The sequence below is a fragment of the Dictyobacter arantiisoli genome (assembly GCF_008326305.1).
GTDB lineage: Bacteria > Chloroflexota > Ktedonobacteria > Ktedonobacterales > Ktedonobacteraceae > Dictyobacter > Dictyobacter arantiisoli.
Map to the genome: position 1 here is coordinate 22130 of NZ_BIXY01000054.1, position 19661 is coordinate 41790.

Genomic DNA, 19661 nt, shown 5'->3' on the forward strand with positions numbered 1-19661 from the left:
TGGTATGATCTGACACACTTTATAAAAAAGCGAAAAAGTTCTCTTTTCGCTATATATGAGACAAGCACTACGTTTGTGGATGGACAACGAGCGGGAAGTTATGTCAATAGAATAAAAGCAGGAATGATCTTTCGATCTTCTAGCAACCATGCTATGATCCAGCATACGACAAAGTGCGAGAAAGAGAAAGTTCATGCAATTCAGTATTCAGCATGAGGTAAAGCTGCAAGCGTGTGGCGAAATGCCCGTGGAAGGCTATGTCAGCAAAAAGGAACAGGGGATTTTTTTTCACACCTTTGGAGGATATCCTTTACTGCTGCGATGTTCCCTCGTCCTTCTGGTGGAACCTGGAAGCGCTGTCATTATTAACCCTGCTGCACCTAATGGTGTTTGAAAGATAATATGCAATCTTTTCTATTTTTGGGGATTATTAAACTGGAAGTAGAACAAGCTATTCAGTTGTAAGCACGCTGAAAAGTTCAGAGGTGTTTTTTTTAGCTTGCTATCCGAAAAGGAGAAATGATGCATAGTTTGACGTTGGGCCGTCTCAAATATACTTTTCTGTTCGCTATGAGTATGTTGTTCAGCGGCCTGCTTCCGCTGTCTGCTCTGGCCGTGTCATCAGCGCATACGCACGTCGGGCAGGCTGTAATGACCTTTTCACACGCTACCAGCCTGCTTGATAAGCCGCGGGTTGTGCATATTACCTCTACTTCCCACCAGCTTAAATCGTCCACACAGACTGGAAGGGAAAACAAGAAAACGGCTTTAACTCCTATCTTTACGCAATATGAGATACCCACGCAGTACTCAGAGAGTACTGGGATCGATGCTGGTGTCGACAAAGCAATCTGGTTCAGTGAAGTGGATGGAGCCAGGATCGGTCGCGTTACGGATACAGGCGTCTTTACAGAATTTGTTTTGCCTGCTCATTCTGATGCGCGCCGCCTTGTGGCTTTAAATAATGGCACAATCTGGTTTACGGATCTTACGAATGGCAAGGTTGAAGAACTTGTTCCGTTCCTGAAGCTCTTATTCATCTATAACTTACCAGACGGCGCGAAACCATTTGGGATTACCGCTAGCCCAGAGGAGACGATCTGGGTAACTGATTATGCGCACAATGCACTTGATCGTCTCAAGTTCAATACCAATGTTCTCACCACATATCCCATACCCACGCCCAATGCTCAGCCTCTGGATCTCATCGCCGGATCAGATAGCACAGTCTGGTTTACGGAATTGTATGGCAACAAAATTGGACATATTGCAGCCAATGGAGATATTACAGAATTTGCCGTGCCGACCCTTAACTCTAAGCCAACTGGTCTTACAATGGGTTCAGATGGGAATCTCTGGTTTGTAGAGCAGGCTGGAAATAAGATCGGTCGTTTTAATATTGTATCCAGGCTATTCAAGGAAATTCCTATTCCAACCCCCAGTAGTCGTTCTCTCTTCATTGTCGCTTTAAGAGAGGCACAGGGTCCTGTTCGAGCCGCCTTTACTGAATACGAGGGCAACAAAATTGGCATTGTAAATGATGATGAGTCGATCAGCGAATTTACCGTGCCAACAGCAGATGCAGGCCCGTATGCCATCACAGCTACCTCAAGCGGTGATCTCTGGTTCCTCGAAGCCCATTATAGAGCCAATCATGTGACACGCCTCACATTTTAAGTAAATACAAGAAGATTTTCAAGTAGCGAGATTGCATCCTGCGCAATCCTGGTTCCGTTTGCATACATGTATATCAGACCCCCCTCAAAGGGAATGGTGCACATATGTACCTGAGTAGCTAAGTGTCTACTTAACGACCGATGGGAGGCTGTGCCTGCCTCCCAGGTGCTGTGGCACATTAATCACCACGATACCGGGACGGAAGAGCAGGGCAGTTTTGATACGGAATGTCGTCTGGTTGTGCAAAAGATTCTCCCACCAGTGAGCCACCACATACTCCGAAAGCACCACAGTCACAGTATCGTCGGGATGTCGCTCATGGAGCGTATCAATATATGCCAGCAGGGGACGGACGACGACACGATAAGGAGATTCTATAATCAGGAGATGTGTATCTTCTTCGGGTGGGATATGTTCCTGCTGCCATATATCCCAGGTTTTCCCAATCAGCGCGGCATCGTCTTCATTAATCGAAACGTGGACAGCCGTTACATGCGAAGAGATGGCGCGGGCATATGCCAGACTCTGCCTGGCGGCCCGGTCAAGCGCATTGATCGGCACCACCAGGCGGGAATGGATATTTTCTGGTTGAATAGGAATCTCTATCCTACATTCGCGCTCAAAGGTGATATAGTGCTTCTGGATCGTCAGGAACAGCCATACCAGCGAGGGAATAAGCAGAATCACGATCCAGGCACCTTCCAGGAACTTGGAAAAAGAGATAATCAGCGCCACGAGCAGCGTAGTCAGTGCCCCCATTGTGTTGATGAGCATACTACGCCGCCAGTGCGGTCCACGCACGCGTAACCAATGTCGTATCATTCCTGTCTGAGAAAGCGTGAATGACAGAAAAACCCCCACAGCAAACAGATTAATCAAGGCATTCGTGCTTCCCTTGAAGATGACGAGGAGTATGCTTGCCAGAAGCGCGAGCACAATAATTCCCGTAGTAAAGGCCAGGCGATCCCCACGCAAGGAAAACATGCTCGGTAAAAACTTATCGCGTGCCAGCAGGGATGTCAGGCGCGGAAAATCAGAATAGCTGGTTTCAGCGGAAAGGATCAGTATTCCCAGCGTGGCGATCTGAAAGATTGGAAACAGGAAAGTGAGTGGTCCACTAAATACCTGGGTAGCAATTTGCGCAATCACAGTTGGATTGCCGGCGGCATTTGCCTCAACATGAAATGTCATAGCCAGCACGGTAATGCCAAAGAACAGAGTGCCCAGGATCACTGCCATCCATGTCAGGGTGGTGGCAGCATTGCGCGTCTCCGGCTTCTGGAAAGCCGGGATACCATTAGAAATCGCTTCTACGCCCGTCATTGCGGAACAGCCTGTCGCAAAGGCCCGCAACAGCAGGAATATCGTCAACGGCTCCGTCTGAGAGATAGGGGCGAACTGACCAATGAATGGTTGATGACCGAAGACAAATGCCTTCATGATCCCGACGAAGATCAGCAAGAGTGCGGTGAAAACAAAGAAATAAGTTGGGAAAGCCAGGATCGATCCCGATTCGCGTACCCCACGCAGATTGATCACGGTAATCAGAATCACCAGCAGCACATCGAGCAGAATAATAAAGGGCGAGAGCGCGGGAAAGAGGGATGCCAGATTGAGCACGCCTGCCGCAACGCTGACCGAGACATTCAGCACATAGTCGATCAGTAATGCTGCCGCCGCGACCAATCCAGGCACCGTGCCAAGATTCTCTTTTGCCACGATATAAGAGCCGCCACCATTGGGATAGGCTGGAATCGTCTGGCGATAAGAGATAGCCACGATTCCCAGCAGGACGATAATGATCATGCTGATGGGAAAGGTTAAGCCAAGATGATTTGAGCCCGCCCCGGCTAGATTGAAGAGGATAGCTTCAGTCGCGTAGGCAACCGAAGAAATCGCATCTGAGGACAGCACGGCGAGCGCCTTTAGTTTGGTCAATCTCTCGCGTTCAGCGTTTGTACTTGCGATAGGTGAACCGATCAGAATGCGCTTTGCATGATACAAAAGGAGGGCGGGACGACTGTGTGGAATCTCTACCTGTTCTGTCGCTTCGAGGACGCCACTGCGCACACGACGCAACACTTTATCTTCAGTGCCCACAATACGCACATTTTTCTTGTGTGCTCCCCATTCAGCTGATGATGGTGAACGTAAGGCGAAATCGTTGATAGGATTGGGCGTAACCCTTCTGGTGCGGTTATCCCCATCAGCAGGCGTGGAATTGGATGAAGGTAGAAATTGGCCGTCATGTTGCTTCATACTATTCCTTTTTCCTCTTCTATCTTTCTTTGCGGTCTTCACTGAGGTAATATGTTTTCATTATATGAAAGTTACGACAAATATGCCATTGTCTACTGAGAGAGTGTCGGACTCCCATGCTCTCCATAATCTCTGCGCATGAGTTTTCGCACCTGCGGTGCTCAAACATCTTTTTAGTGTGTGGTGCAGGAAAGGTGCACAGCACCTTTCCTGCACCACACACTAAAAAGGGCGCAGGCGCGCAAGCGCCTGCCAGCAGGTCAAACAGTAAGATCCCGATGGTACTGGGAGTCCGACACATTCTGACAAAGTGTTTGTTTCCCATGCTCTTCGCCATCCTGGCGCATGAGTTTTCGCACCAATGGTGCTCAAACAGATTTTTAGTATGTGATGTAGAAAAAGTTCGAAGAACCTTTTTCTACATCACATACTAAAAAGGGCGCAGGCGCGCAGGCGCCTGCCAGCAGGTGAGCAGCAAGATCCCGATGGTGATGGGAAACAAACACTTTGTGAGTAATTATAAATGAAGAATACGATGGCTTTAGCTCTTCATTGATCCTAAAACCTCTTGTTTTTCTTTCTGTTTTGTGGCATAGTATCTCTGATACGTGATACGTGGTATCATTAATTGTGTTCGATAAGCGTGTTTGATGTTGTGAGGTGGTATGAAAATCGCATTTGTGGGCAAAGGTGGCAGTGGGAAGACGACCCTATCAGCCCTCTTTTGCCGTTATCTGGCTTCGCTATCTGTACCTGTGATGGCCTTTGACGCTGATATCAATCAACATTTAGGTGAGGCATTGGGCCTTTCTGAGGCACAGGTGGCGCATATTCCTGTGCTCGGGACTGAGATGGAGCGCATCAAAACCTATTTATGCGGAAGTAATCCTCGTATTTCATCGGCCTCTCTGATGACAAAGACAACTCCTCCAGGAAAGGGCTCTCGCCTGTGGTCTGTATGCGAAGCTAATCCTTTGATCAGCTACTTTGGCTGCCCTGCCAATGGCGTCACATTATTGATGACGGGACCCTTCAGTGAGCAAGATTTAGGGCTCAAATGCTATCACTCCAAAGTCGGCGCGGTCGAACTGCTGCTTAATCATTGTCTGGATGGTCGGGATGAATATCTTGTGGTAGATATGACCGCAGGGGCGGATTCATTTGCCTCCGGCCTTTTCACGAAGTTTGATCTGACCTTTCTGGTGGTTGAGCCGACCCGGAAATCGCTCAGCGTCTATCAGCAGTATACAGCCTATGCACGTGACTATGGCGTCAAGATTGTCGCGCTTGGGAACAAGATTGACACTGAAGAGGATAGAGCCTTTATCGAGGCACAGATCGGGGATAATGTCCTAACCTGGATTGGGCGTTCAGCTTATATTCGTGCGATGGAAAAGGGAAACATGTTGCCTTTTTCTGCGCTAGAACCACTTCATCTTGAGGCACTCGCTATGATGAAGCATGCGGTAGACCAGTGTGAGCAAGATTGGCAACGCTTCTATCAGCAGACGGTTGATTTTCATCGCAAGAACGCGCTCTCCTGGCTTAACACCGCTCTGGGAGAAGATGTGACATTGCAAATCGATCCTGACTTTTCTCTGCAAGCCTATGTCTATGCGCATGCGTATCAATTCTACAAACCCACGTAGCAACCATCCTTCACAGGCAATACCGCTCAAATAGCGAGAATCATGATGGAGAAGTGTAGGTGCGTGCCGACGCTCTGTCGCATGCCGGGGCACCATTATTGAGGTACGAAATCTCCTCCATTTTTGTTTGTCATTCTCACCAATGGCGGTCTGTCCATCCATGGCAAGGATGTGCCGGTGTGCTATGCTTAATATATGCTGTGCTTGTATTGAGAAAGGTTTGTTTGTGATTCACGAGACATTCCCATTATGGGAAGAGGGCCAGTATGTGGCTCATGCTAACATTGATGTGCAGCCAAGACTGGAAACCTATGTCCTGGCCGGTGAGAAGAAGCGCGGGGCGATAGTCATTTGTCCCGGAGGCGGCTATGGAATCCTTGCGCCACGTGAAGCGGAGCCTGTAGCCTTGCAGTTTGCCGCGGCGGGCTTTCATGCCTTTGTGCTCTATTATAGTGTGGCTCCAAGCCGTCATCCACAGCCATTGCGGGATCTCTCACGAGCTCTGAATATTATACGCGATCACGCAGATGAGTGGCAGATCGATAGCCAACAGATTGCGGTTTGTGGCTTCTCGGCCGGTGGACATCTCGCGGCTAGCCTGGGCGTGCATTGGGATCAGCCCTATTGCTATGATATCCCCGGCCTTGAGCGTGGCAAGAACCAGCCCAACGCATTGATACTCTGTTATCCAGTGATTACCTCCGGGCCATTCGCCCATCGTGGCTCCTTTAATAATTTGTTAGGCGCGGATGCCTCTGCCGAGGTGCTGCAAGCTATGTCGCTTGAGCAGCAGATCAATGCGCAAACACCGCCCACCTTCCTCTGGCATACCGTTGAAGATGCGAGCGTTCCGGTAGAAAATTCCCTTCTCTTTGCCAGCGGATTGCGTAAGCAACAGATTCCCTTTGAGCTCCATATTTATCCACATGGGCCGCATGGACTCTCGCTGGCAAGCGTTGAGACCGATGACGGCATCGGGCATGACGACCATCTTAGCAGTTGGATACGGCTCGCCACCGAGTGGCTACATCAGCTTTTTGCTGACTAAACAAGCTCTGAGAATATTTCCATAATCTTATTCTGTATAATGCTCTTTTTATGAGCGCCGAGGGCGCAAAAATTATGCTGGAATAAAAAGCCTGGATCGGGTGTTAGCCTGAGTAGATACATGAGCTACCGTAATCTCTTTTTTGCAGGGCTGCAAATCCGAATAGACTCAATGGAGCTTTTTTTCATCGTCCATATTGTGTGGTTGGTGATTAGTTAGCATATCTTATTCCAATTCATGTGAGGGGAACAGGGATGACCAAACAGGCAAAATTTATTGTTACGGCAGCACTTATGCTTGGTATGGCGTTAGCAGCACTTGATACCACGATTGTTGGTACCGCCTTGCCGAGTATAGTGGGAAAGCTGGGGGGCATTACACTTTATTCCTGGGTATTTTCAATCTATCTATTGACATCTACCACCACCGTGCCAATTTATGGCAAGCTGGCGGATCTCTATGGGCGGAAGCCGCTCTTTCTTTTTGGCGCGACGCTGTTTCTGATCGGATCAGCTGCCTCTGGCGCGGCCCAATCGATGGAGCAACTTATCATCTTCCGAGCTATCCAAGGCCTGGGAGCCGGGGCTGTCCTACCGATTGTGCTCACCATTATCGGGGATATTTTTACGTTGGAAGAGCGTGCCAGGGTCCAGGGACTGTTTAGCGGCGTGTGGGGATTGTCCAGTGTGGTCGGCCCGTTTGTCGGGGGGCTGATTGTGGATAACTTTTCCTGGCGTTGGGTCTTCTTTATTAATATTCCCTTCGGCCTGTTATCGATGCTCTTATTGATCTTTACGCTCAAGGAAACGGTTGAGCGCAAGAAACACCATCTAGACTATCTGGGTACCATTACCTTAACGGGTAGTATTGTCTCGCTCCTCTTTGCGCTCCTGCAGGGTGGAACCTCATGGGCCTGGGTATCTTTCCAGAGTATTGGCCTCTTCGTGGCAGCACTGATCCTCTTCGTTTTCTTCATTGCGACTGAGCAACGTGCAGCCGAGCCTATTCTACCGCTGGAACTGTTCAAGAATCGGTTGATTACCATTTCTAGCATTGGCGGTGTGGTGCTGGGCGTCCTCATGTTTGGCGTCACTTCGTATGTGCCACTTTTTGTACAGGGAGTCAAAGGTGGCAGCGCAACGAGTGCCGGTATCACGCTGGGTCCGTTATTACTGGCCTGGCCGATTGCAGCAACCATCAGCGGAAAAATTGTTATTCGCTATGGATATCGCATCACAGCTGTTCTGGGTATGCTGGCTGCTGCTGTCGGGATCGTCATGACCGCGCTGTTTACTCCACAGACCGGCCTGCCTTTTATTATCGCCGCCATGGCCTGCATCGGGGCGGGGCTGGGTTTCGCAAGTTCGGTCTTCATCCTCTCAGTACAGAACGCGGTGCCGTGGAATCTCCGGGGTGTTGCCACCGCGACAACCCAATTCTTCCGCACCATGGGTGGCACGATTGGTGTAGCGGTTATGGGAACCATCCTCAATGCCCAGATGGCCCAGCGCTTTGCTCCTATCTACGCCCAATTTTCTGACGCAGCCAGTCGCTTGCCAAAGAATATCGCGCCCGCCAACGTCCTGCTCACGCCCAACTTGCGGACCTCCTTGGCGCTGCCTTTTCTGACGCAGCTACAAAACGCGCTCTCACAGAGCCTCTTCTGGGTCTACGGCTTAATGTTGATTCTTGCCCTGTTCGGACTCGCCGCCATGTTCCTGCTGCCCGGCGGACGTGCCGACCAGTACGCCTACAAGCCAACCGAAGAAGAACTCACGGCCACGCCGTCAACCGATGCCATGGCCCACATCGGCTAACAACATAATAACAGTAGAGTTAATATAATGCATTCTTGAATTGTATTAACCAACCAAATAAATAACAAAGTGTTTGATTCCCATGATCTTCGCCATCCTGGCGCATGAGTTTTCGCACCTGCGGTGCTCAAAACTGTTTTTAGTGTGTGGTGCTGAAAAGGGCGCAGGCGCGCAGGCGCCTGCCAGTAGGTGAGCCACACAATCCCGCTGGGAGTGGGAATCAAACACTCTCTTACCTCGACTTTGTACAATTTTGAAAACGTGAGCTCGAAAATGCGTCGCACTCCCCCTTTTTCTCAGGCTCAAAAGCCTAAAAATGTACAAAGTCGAGCTTACCTCAAACGGAAAAGTAAGCACTGCTGTTTTGGCCTCAAAAACACCCTCCGTTTGCTGAATTAATTATATGTCCCATTAACAAGCGTCGTGTTTGGCCTGATACTACTCTCTATTCAAAAACTCCCCTTGCCTGGTATATCGTTGTGGGAAGTACAAATTTGCATATTCGCTTAAAAAAATTGCGCGTATGCGTATTGACTTTGCGCGTATTATATATTATAATCTCTTAAGAAGCATTCAGAATAATTTTTCGAAGAACCTTCTTTTCGCCAACCTTCCAATGCGCTGACGAAGGCGCTATGTGGTCATGCAACGTTTTTCAAGTCCTGGCATCAGCTAAGGTAGTTGAAGAATACTTGTTCTTCTAGCGTATCGTGCTAGAACTTTGGGTGAGACATCTTCTGTAAAAGAGGAAAAATCACCCTGCTCACCTGACAACGTTGTCTTTTATTTGAAAGGTTGTTCCTCATGCATTTATCCTTGTCTCTGTTAAAGCGGTCCCTGGTAAGAAACATCGGAATCATTGCCATTCTGAGTTTGATCCTTTCCGCTTGCGGTGGTGGTGGCAGCAGCAGCAACAACACTGGCAGCAGCAGCAATCCCAGTTGTACCCCTGGCAGCAATACCAAGTTAGTGAAAATCAGCAAGGCCCATAAGATTGCCTGGTCGCAGAATGCCCTGGATGGTGCCTGGCGTTTTGCTGAAGAGGCGAGTATTGAGCAGCAAGCTCAGCAGCATGGCTATCAGTTGTTAAAAGCCAATGCCAATAACTCGGATGTACAACAGGTACAGGACATTGAAACTTTGATCAACGATCGCCCTGATGTTCTGTTGGTCGATCCCCACACGGAAGATGCTGAAGCCAAAGCGATCCTGGATGCTCGCAAGGCTTGTATTCCCGTTATCGTGGTTGATCGCGATGTTAATGAGAGCCTGGCTACCCCGGGACGTGATTTCGCAACCTTCATTGGTTCCGATTTCAATAAGCAGGGTCAGTTAGCTGCCGATGCCTTGATTGAGTCTCTGGGTGGACCGAGTACCAAGGCAACTATCGTTGAGTTAAGCGGCACCACCGGCTCATCGCCCGCAATCCTGCGTGGTGGTGGCTTTGATGGTGAACTTGCCTCAAAGGCCCCTGGCATCAAAATCGTCGCTGAACAGACCGCTAACTTTGCACGCGCCACCGGCCAGCAGGTGATGTCGACCTTAATCCAGCAATATCCCAATATCAAAGGTGTCTTCGCCCATAATGATGAGATGGCTATCGGTGCCATCACTGCCCTCAAAGCGAGCGGCAAACATCCCGGATCGGATATTAAGGTTGTCTCGATCGATGGTACAAAGGATGCGGTCAATCTGGTGCTCTCTGGTGAAGAGTATGCAGTAGTACAATCCAATCCTCGCCTGGGCCCCCTGGTCTTCCAGACCCTGGATCAGTACCTCAAAGGTCAGGATCTACCAGCGTGGGTCGTACAGCAGGATAAAGTCTTCAAAAAAGCTGATGGCTCGGCGGCAGCCTACCTCCCCGATGCCTTCTAATCTTCTCTAGGACAAGTACTATTGCTTCCGGTGTAACAAGGCAAGGATTGTGAGTTACACCGGAAGCTCTGCTTTACGTGCCGGGTTAGCGCATTCCTTCTATCCTGACCTTTTTCAGTGCCGATGGGATGCAGGGCTACGCTCGGAGAGGACGCTTATGCAAGAAAACGACATACTGCTGCAAATGGAACATATCACCAAGCGCTTTTCGGGTTCTGTCGCGCTTTCAGATGCCTCCATACACGTGGCGCGCGGCGAAGTTCATGCCCTGATTGGAGAAAATGGCGCGGGTAAATCGACCCTCATCAAAGTCCTTACCGGTGTATATCGCTATGATGAAGGCACTATTTTCTTTGATGGGCAGACCAGAGCTTTCCAATCCCCACAGCAGGCGCAACGCGAGGGTATCAGTACCATCTATCAGGAAATCAATCTGGTTCCATTTCGGAGCGTTACCGAGAATATTTTTCTGGGACGTGAGATCTTTCGCTGGGGACTACTCAACTGGCGCAAAATGCACATCGAGGCGCGAGCGCTGCTTGAGCGCCTGCACATCTCACTGGATGTCACCAAACCACTCAATACCTATAACATCGCGACCCAACAAATGGTGGCCATTGCCCGTGCGATCTCCTTTAAAAGCAAACTGGTGATTATGGATGAGCCCACCTCTTCACTCAATGAGGATGAAGTTGCGACGCTCTTCGGGGTTATCCGCCAGTTGAAAGAGGAGGGGGTTGCGACGATCTTTGTCAGTCATCGACTTGACGAGTTGTATGCGATTTGCGATGGTATCACTATTTTGCGGGATGGGAGCACGGTCGATGAGCGGCCTATCAATACGATTACCCGGCTTGAGTTAGTGGCAAAGATGCTGGGAAAGGATTTAGGGAGCGTACAGAAGAGCGGTTTGACCAGTTTTGATGCCAGCCGCCACCGTGCCAGCGAGGAAGTCCTGCTGGATGTCACTGGTTTGCGTGCCGGGCGCAAGCTACAAAATGCCAGCCTTAGTGTGCATGTGGGCGAGATCGTTGGCCTGGCTGGTCTGCTTGGTTCTGGACGCAGCGAAGTTGCGCGGGCCATATTTGGCGCGGATAGTCTGGACGCGGGTACGGTGGCTGTGAATGGCAAAGAGGTCCACTTCCGTCGGCCCGAAGATGGAATTCTGGCAAGCATCGGATTCTGCTCAGAGGATCGTAAGATCGATGGCATTATTCCCGATCTCTCGGTGCGTGAAAATCTTACTCTGGCGGCGCTGCCTACCTTGACTCGCTATGGCATCGTGGATCGCAAGCAACAGGAAGAAATTGTGGATCATTTCATTCAGCGCCTGGGTATTAAAACGGCTGGACCAGAGCAAAAGATCCGCGAACTATCGGGTGGTAACCAGCAAAAGGTCCTGCTCGCACGCTGGCTCTGCTTGAATCCTCGTTTGTTGTTGCTGGATGAGCCGACACGTGGTATTGATGTCGGAGCCAAAAGCGAGATCCAGAAGCTTGTCGAGGAACTGGCTGAGGGAGGTATGGGCGTCCTGCTGATCTCCTCTGAACTTGAAGAGATTATCGAAGGAAGTGACCAGGTGGTCGTATTGCGGGATGGCATAACGGTAGCGAAACTTCCACGTGAGGGTTTGACTCAGGATGCTATTTTAACCGCTATGGCGCATGGTGAGGCGCATTCTGACGCGGGAGAAAATGTATGATACGCTTAGAGCAGCGTTTAACGGCCTTCAAGACACGGAACCTGCGGAATATAGGACAGGACTACGGGGCCTTGATTGCGCTTGTGGTGCTTATCCTCTTTAATCTTATCTTTACCAGACAATTTAATTCGGTGATCGCGATCACTGATCTATTGGTCCATGTGACGCCGACTCTGATCCTGGGCGTTGGTATGACGCTGGTAATTGCGACTGGCGGTATCGATATTTCAGTCGGATCAATCATGGGCCTGACGGGCATCCTCACGTATCTGATTTTTAGCGGAAAATTATTTGGTATCCAAAATATCGTACTGGGTACCGCCGTGGCGATTCCGATTGCATTAGCCGTTGCCGCGCTGATCGGGGCTTTTAATGGTTTGCTGGTTACGCGTTTCAAAGTACAGCCCATCGTTGCCACCTTGATTGCGTTGATCATTGTGCGTGGCGTCGCGGAGGTCACGGTCAATGGTTTCCAATTCGCCTTTTTAAGTGCGCCCATCGTAAGCTGGCTGAGTGGTAACGTTTTAGGTTTTCTCCCCAAACAAGTGATTCTGATGTCCGTCATCGTCGCTATTTTTGCCTGGCTGATGCATGCCACATCCTTTAGCCGTTATCTGCTGGCGGCGGGTGGGAATCAATCAGCCGCGCGTCTGGCTGGTGTGCCGGTGAACCGCATTCTGATTATTGTCTATACGTTGAGCGGCTTGCTGGCTGGCGTCGCCGGATTAGCCTTTATCGCCTTTGATTCCGCCGCTAATCCCGTCTCCGATGGACTGGGCCGGGAACTGGATGCGATTGCAGCGGTGGCAGTTGGAGGAACACCACTGACCGGTGGACGCGCGACCATTATGGGTACTGTCGTTGGGGCGATCTTCATTCAGCTTATCCGCCAGACGGTGGTCGCGCTCAATGTGCCAGATAATATTGCCAGTGTCATTATTGGTGTACTCATTGTGCTGGCGGTCTTTCTCCAGCGCCAGCGCCAGGCATAGGAAGTGGTAACTGTGTGCCAGCAGGTATGTTGGCACTGCTTGTGAATTTGGAGGATGTACCTATTATGCCAAAGGTTTCATCGCAGCCAGAGACCAGCGATCTGGCCGTGCCAGCAACCGCACCCACGCGTATCGAACGGTTCAAAGCGCGACTGCCCCAGGTGCAAGGAATATTGAGGCAGCAGAGTACGCTGATTGCGCTGTTTGTTGTGGTGCTTTTTAGTTTTATTCGCTATGACAATTTCGACACGATTACTATTTATAGCATGTTGAATTTCAATGCGCAGTTTGGCCTGATCGCGCTGGGCATGACGTTTGTAATTATGACCGGCGGAATTGATCTTTCCGTCGGCGGAATCGCGGCGCTCGCCAGTGTCGTGGCGGCGCTTGCCAGTCCCCATGGTTTCTTTTACGCCTTGATCGCCGCGATTATTGCGGGCACACTGGTTGGCATTGTCAATGGCTTTATTGTCGGCTGGATGCGCATTCCCCCCTTTATTGCTACGCTCGCAACCCTGTATATTGTACGCGGTGTTGCCTTAAAACTCATCAATAACGCAGCCAGCATCGATCTTGATCAGAAGAGTGACTTTACTACCATCGCTGGCACCACGCTAGGAAATGGCATCTTCAATCCACCGATCCCTTTAACCATCCCATTATTAGTGATAGCCTTTCTGATCGGTATCTTTGTATTGCGCTATACCCGTTTTGGGCGCTATGTACTGGCAATTGGAGGCAATCCTGAAGCCGCGAAACTGATGGGTCTGCCCGTTAAACGTACTCTCTTCTGGGTGTATACGCTCAGTGGTGCGCTATCCGGTCTGGTTGGTGTGCTGCTAGCCATCAATCTGAATGGTGGCTCGGCAACCGAAGGCAATGGCTGGGAATTGATCGCCATCGCGGCCACGGTCGTAGGTGGCACCCTGTTAACCGGAGGTGTGGGCTCGGTCTTTGGGACCCTGGTGGGGACCATCTTATTGGGAACCATCGTTGAAATTCTGCAACTTGAGAATAATTATACCCTCGATCACGGAGGAGGACTCTATCTCAATTCATTCTGGCAGGACGTCATTCGCGGTGTCTTTTTGTTGATCGTAGTGCTCTTACAGAGTCGCTTTCAGCAGAAGCGCGCCAGGAAGGTAACATAGCTTCCATCCCATTTGGGGAATACTACCATAGGTGCGAACAGAAGGCTTTTCAAGCGGGATTGCAAAGGGCGGCGCGCCCTTTGCCGGGGTTTGGGGTGTCCCCAAATACCCCTTTTTCTTCTTTTCTTCACCGCCGCACGCGGCGGCGAGAGGGAGGTGAGAGACCGGGACACAGCCCCGAACCCCAGGTTAAGGGTGCAACCCTTAACAATCCCGCTTCTGTTCGCACCCATGGGCGCGGCCCCCCTTATCGCGAAGACCCGATCACAAGGGATCGGGTCTTCGCGATAAGGGGGGCAAGGATAGTCACTTGAGAAGCTTTTCCATCATAATGACATCTACCCATTGATCATCGAGCATGCCTTGTTCATGATAGATGCCAACCGTGTGGAAGTCATGGCGCTCATACAAGCGCATACCTGGTGCATTGGTTGGGAAGGCAGCCAACACAATCTTGTGATATCCAAGTTCCCGTGCTCGCACTTCTAGCGCGCTCAGCAAGGTATCTCCAATGCCTCGTCCGCGCTGTTCACGTGCGACATAGACAGAGAGGTCTGCGACATGATCATAGACGGGTCGAGGATTGAAGGGATTGAGCGAGCTCCAACCCGCAACATTCCCCTGGCTATCTACAGCGACAAGAACTGGATGTCGAGACTCCCGAGTGGCGAGCCACTCGGCCCGCTCTTCTGGCGTGCGTAGCTGTGTCTCTAATGTGGCTGATCGGTCCTCGATTCCCTGGTTATAGATGCGTGCAATGGCTATTGCATCCTCACGTGTCGCTTCTCGGATCTCCATATGGTACTCCTTCTTGTGTGCTCTTCACGAGCTCTGTCCATGAACGAGCCTCAGATTATATAGACTACTATTTCCCCTGTCAAGCAGACAGAGGAACGTACTCGAAAAAGAGGCAGTTTGAGTTGTGAGGTCTCTGCTATATGGTGAATACATTCGTAACCTCGTTACACATTCTGGGGGATTGGTTATATCTGGAAGCAAGCAAGCATGCCTGTGGTAGGGCATGTTGTTGCCAATGTTTTTTGTTGTATGCTATCTGTTGGTGGGAATGCAGTTCCCTCAACGATTGAAAGTGGGATATGTTTCCGCATGGAGAGTGGTGAAAAGCAGAACGGCTAGCGGTGATTGGGTGAAGGAGAATATGCAGATGCGAGTGCTTGTGGATCTGAATCGGTGTCAGGGATATGCACAATGTTGCTTTTTGGCACCGGAGTCGTTTAAGCTCGTTGGTGAAGAGGCGTTGATGTATGATTCTGGTCCTGACGATGCGTTGAAGGAGAAGATTGAGCGCGCTGCTGCTTCGTGTCCAGTTCAGGCAATCATGGTTGAGTACATGAACGGTCATGCGGATGAGATGGTAAAGAGTGGAACGTCAGAAGCGGAGGCCCGGCATGGTGCATAGAGCTGATGTCCTACAGAGCTTTAAGAAGAACGGGAGTATCGTGATTGTGGGGGCTTCGCTGGCTGGCTTGCGTGCCACCGAGGTTTTGCGCAAGGAGGGATTTGCGGGCCGCCTGACGGTGATCGGGGATGAGCCGTATGAGCCGTATGATCGCCCGCCGCTTTCCAAGCAGGTTTTAGCCGGTTGGGTCGAGGCGGAACATACGACCTTGCCGCGCCAGCATCCTCTTGATGATGTGGATTGGCGCCTGGGGATTGCTGCTACCGGACTGGATTTGCGGGCCAGGGAGGTTCATCTTGCCGATGGTCAGTCGGTTGATTTTGATCGCATGCTGATCGCAACCGGTGTGCGAGCCCGGCACTGGCCGAAAGAGGATGAAGCGAGACTGGCGGGTGTTTTTGTGGTGCGTACACGCGATGATGCACGCTTGTTACGTCAAAAATTAGAGACCAAACCGCGCCATGTGCTGATTGTTGGTGCTGGTTTTACGGGTTCTGAGATGGCCTCTGTCTGTCGCGATTTAGGATTAACCGTGACGGTAACTGAGCGCAGTGCCTCACCTCTGATTGGTGCGCTCGGGGGCGAGATTGGCTCCATCGCGGGTGATCTCCAGCGCCAGCACGGGGTGGATCTGCGCTGTAATACCACTGTTACCGCGCTGGAGGGAGACGCAGAGAGAACATTGCGCCGTGCCCATTTTTCCGACGGCAGTACGCTCGATGTGGATGTGGCGGTCATCGCGTTAGGTTCGATTCGCAATACTGAATGGTTGCGTGGTTCCCGCCTGGCGGCAGGTCAATTAGGCGTTGCCTGTGATGCTGGTTGCCGTGCCTTCGACATCAACGGTATCATCACGGATGATATCTTTGTCGCAGGAGATGTGGCACGTTTCCCTCATCCTTTATATGCCTATCAATTGATCGCGCTTGAGCACTGGGGAAACGCAGTGGCTCAGGCCGAGGCGGCAGCCCATAATATGGTAAATTCTGAAGCCGAACGGCGTCCACATATCTCCATTCCCGCCTTCTGGTCGATTCAATTTGGCGTTAATATCAAATCCGTTGGACTTCCACCCTTTGCCGATCAGGTGGTAATTATGCAGGGATCGGTGGAACAACACCGTTTTGTGGCGGCGTATGGACACAAGGGGCGTACGGTGGCGGCGGTGAGCTTCAATCAAGGTCGCTGGCTTCCCTATTATGAGCGGCTGATTGCATCTGCGGCAGCCTTCCCTCCTACTCCGCCTGCTTATGATGTACCGATACCCTTACATCCTGTACCCGCTAAATTTCCAGCGGCGAACGCGCCTACCTCAACCCCTACCATCGCCCTGACCGGTTATGCGCCAGATGAAATTTGCGCAACGTACCTTGAAGAGCCACCTATGACGCCGGTAACGGTAGAGTCAGGCGGGAAGGCATAATGGCATAATGGAAGGAAGGAAGGAAGGAAGGAAGGATGAGATTATGGCCGGAAAGAGTTTATTCCAGCAGGTTAACGACTATGCTCATCGAGCAAATCCTTATCCACTCTATGCGGAGATGCGCAAGACTCCTGTGCTAGGGGATGAGGACGGCAATTATGCGGTCAGTAGCTATCGCCTGATCACCGAGTTATTACATGATCCACGGCTCAGCTCAGATATTCGTGCTCGCCCGCCTGATGATCCAAAGCAGCAGGCTGTCGCGCAGAGCTCAATTTCACCTGCGTTTATTCGCACTGATCCGCCCGAACATGATCGTTTGCGCCGCATGCTCACACGACAATTTGGTCCTCCCCATACAGTCGGCATGATCGACAATATGCGAGGGGATCTGGAGAAGTATGTGAATGGCCTGTTGGATCGCATGCAGGATCGTAAGCAGATCGACATTGTTGATGACTATGCCTATCCTTTTCCGGTAGACGTCATCTGTAAGCTGCTGGGTATCCCTCCTGAAGACGAGAAGCGCTTTCATGGCTGGGCGGAAGATATTGCCTTCTCCCTGGACCCCGCCATCGGGGAAGAAGGACGTAAACTGATCGCGAAAGGTCTGGTAGCTCGCAATGAACTGGGCCAATATATGCGTGCACTGATAGACGTTCATCGCAAGCAGCCTGGCAATGATATGTTATCCAGACTGATCACCGATAGTAGTGCGGACGGACGGTTGACTGAAGAGGAGCTTGTAAGTTCCTCTGTTACACTTTTAATTGCCGGGCATGAGACGACCGTAAATCTCATCACCAACGGAACTCTGACCCTCTTACGCAATCCCGACGTGTTCGAACGTCTGCGCCACGAGCCAGATCTGATCATCCCACTCGTCGAGGAGACGTTACGTTTCGAGCCACCAGTGCAGTTCAACTCACAGCGTACCGCCCTTGCCGACATCACCATTGATGGAGTCACGATTCCCAAAGGAGCTCCCGTCTACTTGATGATAGCCGCCGGGAACCGTGATCCTGTGCGTTTCAACGAGCCAGACCGCTTCATCCCAGATCGTGAAGACAACCAGCATCTCGGTTTTGGCAGTGGCATCCACTACTGTTTTGGCGCGCCCCTGGCCCGCGTAGAAGTACAGATCGCGCTCAACGCCCTGGCGCGACGCCTGATTAATCCACGTCTTGTGGTTGATCCGCCACCCTATCGCCAGAGTGCCGTGTTACGCGGCCCACGCCATCTCCTCGTCGACGTCGACGGCATCAAACCATAGGACAGCAGCAAAACCAGCATTTTCAAACATAAAGTGCTTGTTTTGTAATAAAAATCCCGGGAAACGTAGTGCTTCGTCAAAGTTCATTTGAAGGGACCAGAGCGGGGATGCAAGGGGCGGCAACTCCTTGTATCACTGCTTGTCCAAACTGTCAGCAGCCTAAGGTTGTGCAGTGGCTATCGCTTTGTATCGTAATATCTACTAATTTTTCAGGTGCCTGATCTTCACACATCGCTCCTTGCAACTGACACACAATCGTCACATTTTTGGCAACAAACTGTCATACCTCGATACTATCCTTATTTCATAGACAGAAACGAGTAAGGATAGTACCTTATTGGCAGATGCCCTTGCTTCTAATATAGGAGATAAAGGAAATTTTTTATGCAACAAGGAAGCTCTTCAATGCTATCTGAGGATCAATCTACCAATGTACCGTGGCTGTTGTCAATTATGCGGCGCCACCCGCTCTGGTGCTATTTTCTGATAGCGTACATCATAACCTGGAGTATAGGCTTTACCTACATCCTCTTATTACATCACGCTGCTCTACCTCTCTGGTTTGCGGTTCTTCTATGTCTTGGGCCAACAGGTTCGTCGTTCATCATGACAGCGGCAATTGATGGCCGGGCCGGGATTGGTAAATTGCTACGCCGTTATATTCGTTGGCGTGTTGGTGCATTCTGGTATCTACTGGTGTTTGTTGGTATTCCTCTGCTGCTTGTGCTTGTTCCTATGCTCATGGCTGGAAGTATATCAGCTCTGCTTTCAGGGTTGCCGCTCTATCCTATCACCTATATCGGGGTCTTCTTTCTTGGGGGGCCATTTTTGGAGGAGCCAGGTTGGCGCGGCTTTGCGCTACCTCGTTTGCAGCAACGCCTTGGTCCATTGCGAGGAAGCCTTTTGCTTGGAGTCCTCTGGGGATTTTGGCATCTGCCCCTGTTCTTCATTCCAGGTTATAACGGGGCTGGTTCAGGCTTTGTTGGGATTAGTACCGCTATGCTAACATTTATCGTTGCAACATCGGCGCTCTCTATCGTCTTTGCCTGGGTCTCCAATCGTACTGGCGGCAGCTTATTCCTGGTAATGCTACTACATGCATCTATTAATTCAAGCGGCTCCTTAGCTCCAGCTTTTGCCAATACGTTAGTGAATCAAATAATGACTTATATCATTTTATTCGTATTTACACTTATTATCATAATTGCCACCCGAGGACGGCTCTCCTACGATCGCTACTTGCGTGAAACAGAACCGTCTCTACCTGACTCACCAGCACTTGATCGATTAATCTGAGTGCTTTATAGATCATTTGGATGGATATATCTGCATCGCAAGTGATGTAACTATTATGGCTTATAATGGTGTTGTCGTT

General features: G+C 50.6%; 15 protein-coding genes. 13 read left to right on the top strand and 2 right to left on the bottom strand.

The genetic code is table 11. The features are described from left to right. Positions 1-193 precede the first annotated feature (193 nt). Both F1593_RS17335 and F1593_RS17340 read left to right on the top strand, forming a co-directional pair. Positions 194-394 (top strand): hypothetical protein, encoded by a 201-nt coding sequence (locus F1593_RS17335; RefSeq protein ID WP_149402823.1) that lies wholly within the window; start codon positions 194-196, stop codon positions 392-394. 125 nt (positions 395-519) lie between these two features. Then, positions 520-1677 carry a Vgb family protein gene (locus tag F1593_RS17340; protein ID WP_149402824.1) on the top strand — a complete coding sequence of 386 codons (1158 nt, stop codon included), beginning with the start codon at positions 520-522 and terminating at the stop codon, positions 1675-1677. Positions 1678-1803: 126 nt separating this feature from the next. On the opposite strand, the gene F1593_RS17345 is transcribed toward F1593_RS17340, so the two are convergent. Further along, positions 1804-3936, bottom strand: a complete 2133-nt coding sequence (locus F1593_RS17345) for an APC family permease (RefSeq protein WP_149402825.1) — start codon at positions 3934-3936, stop codon at positions 1804-1806. Between the two features lie 665 nt (positions 3937-4601). Between F1593_RS17345 and F1593_RS17350 the strand changes: the two genes are divergently transcribed. The 7 genes from F1593_RS17350 (at position 4602) to F1593_RS17380 (ending at position 14170) form a co-directional block, all read left to right on the top strand. Continuing rightward, positions 4602-5585 (top strand): ATP-binding protein, encoded by a 984-nt coding sequence (locus F1593_RS17350; RefSeq protein WP_149402826.1) that lies wholly within the window; start codon positions 4602-4604, stop codon positions 5583-5585. Between the two features lie 226 nt (positions 5586-5811). Then, positions 5812-6633, top strand: a complete 822-nt coding sequence (locus F1593_RS17355) for an alpha/beta hydrolase (protein WP_216368897.1) — start codon at positions 5812-5814, stop codon at positions 6631-6633. 254 nt (positions 6634-6887) lie between these two features. Further along, the gene (locus tag F1593_RS17360) at positions 6888-8450 is read left to right on the top strand and encodes an MDR family MFS transporter (protein WP_149402828.1); all 1563 of its coding nucleotides are present in this window, start codon (positions 6888-6890) and stop codon (positions 8448-8450) included. An 804-nt stretch (positions 8451-9254) separates the two neighbouring features. After that, positions 9255-10325, top strand: coding sequence for an ABC transporter substrate-binding protein (locus F1593_RS17365; protein ID WP_149402829.1), 1071 nt, complete (start codon positions 9255-9257; stop codon positions 10323-10325). A gap of 157 nt (positions 10326-10482) precedes the next feature. Further along, entirely contained in the window at positions 10483-12027 is a 1545-nt protein-coding gene (locus F1593_RS17370) for a sugar ABC transporter ATP-binding protein (RefSeq protein ID WP_149402830.1), read from the top strand. After that, complete coding sequence (locus F1593_RS17375; RefSeq protein WP_149402831.1) at positions 12024-13019, top strand: ABC transporter permease; 996 nt, start codon at positions 12024-12026, stop codon at positions 13017-13019. Before F1593_RS17370 ends, F1593_RS17375 begins: the two co-directional genes overlap by 4 nt. A 65-nt stretch (positions 13020-13084) precedes the next feature. Continuing rightward, a complete protein-coding gene (locus tag F1593_RS17380) occupies positions 13085-14170 on the top strand; it encodes an ABC transporter permease (protein ID WP_149402832.1) in 1086 nt (361 codons plus the stop codon). A gap of 306 nt (positions 14171-14476) precedes the next feature. Here the strand turns inward: F1593_RS17380 and F1593_RS17385 are convergent, their stop codons facing one another. Beyond that, a complete protein-coding gene (locus F1593_RS17385) occupies positions 14477-14968 on the bottom strand; it encodes an arsinothricin resistance N-acetyltransferase ArsN1 family A (protein WP_149402833.1) in 492 nt (163 codons plus the stop codon). 367 nt (positions 14969-15335) lie between these two features. Here F1593_RS17385 and F1593_RS17390 point away from each other — a divergent pair, with 367 nt between their 5' ends. From F1593_RS17390 to F1593_RS17405, 4 genes are all read left to right on the top strand, one after another. Next, complete coding sequence (locus tag F1593_RS17390) at positions 15336-15590, top strand: ferredoxin (RefSeq protein WP_149402834.1); 255 nt, start codon at positions 15336-15338, stop codon at positions 15588-15590. After that, positions 15580-17013 carry an NAD(P)/FAD-dependent oxidoreductase gene (locus tag F1593_RS17395; protein WP_149402835.1) on the top strand — a complete coding sequence of 478 codons (1434 nt, stop codon included), beginning with the start codon at positions 15580-15582 and terminating at the stop codon, positions 17011-17013. The genes F1593_RS17390 and F1593_RS17395 overlap by 11 nt, the downstream gene beginning before the upstream one ends. A 43-nt stretch (positions 17014-17056) precedes the next feature. Further along, complete coding sequence (locus tag F1593_RS17400) at positions 17057-18286, top strand: cytochrome P450 (RefSeq protein ID WP_149402836.1); 1230 nt, start codon at positions 17057-17059, stop codon at positions 18284-18286. A gap of 384 nt (positions 18287-18670) precedes the next feature. Next, a complete protein-coding gene (locus F1593_RS17405; RefSeq protein WP_149402837.1) occupies positions 18671-19582 on the top strand; it encodes a CPBP family intramembrane glutamic endopeptidase in 912 nt (303 codons plus the stop codon). Positions 19583-19661 lie beyond the last annotated feature (79 nt).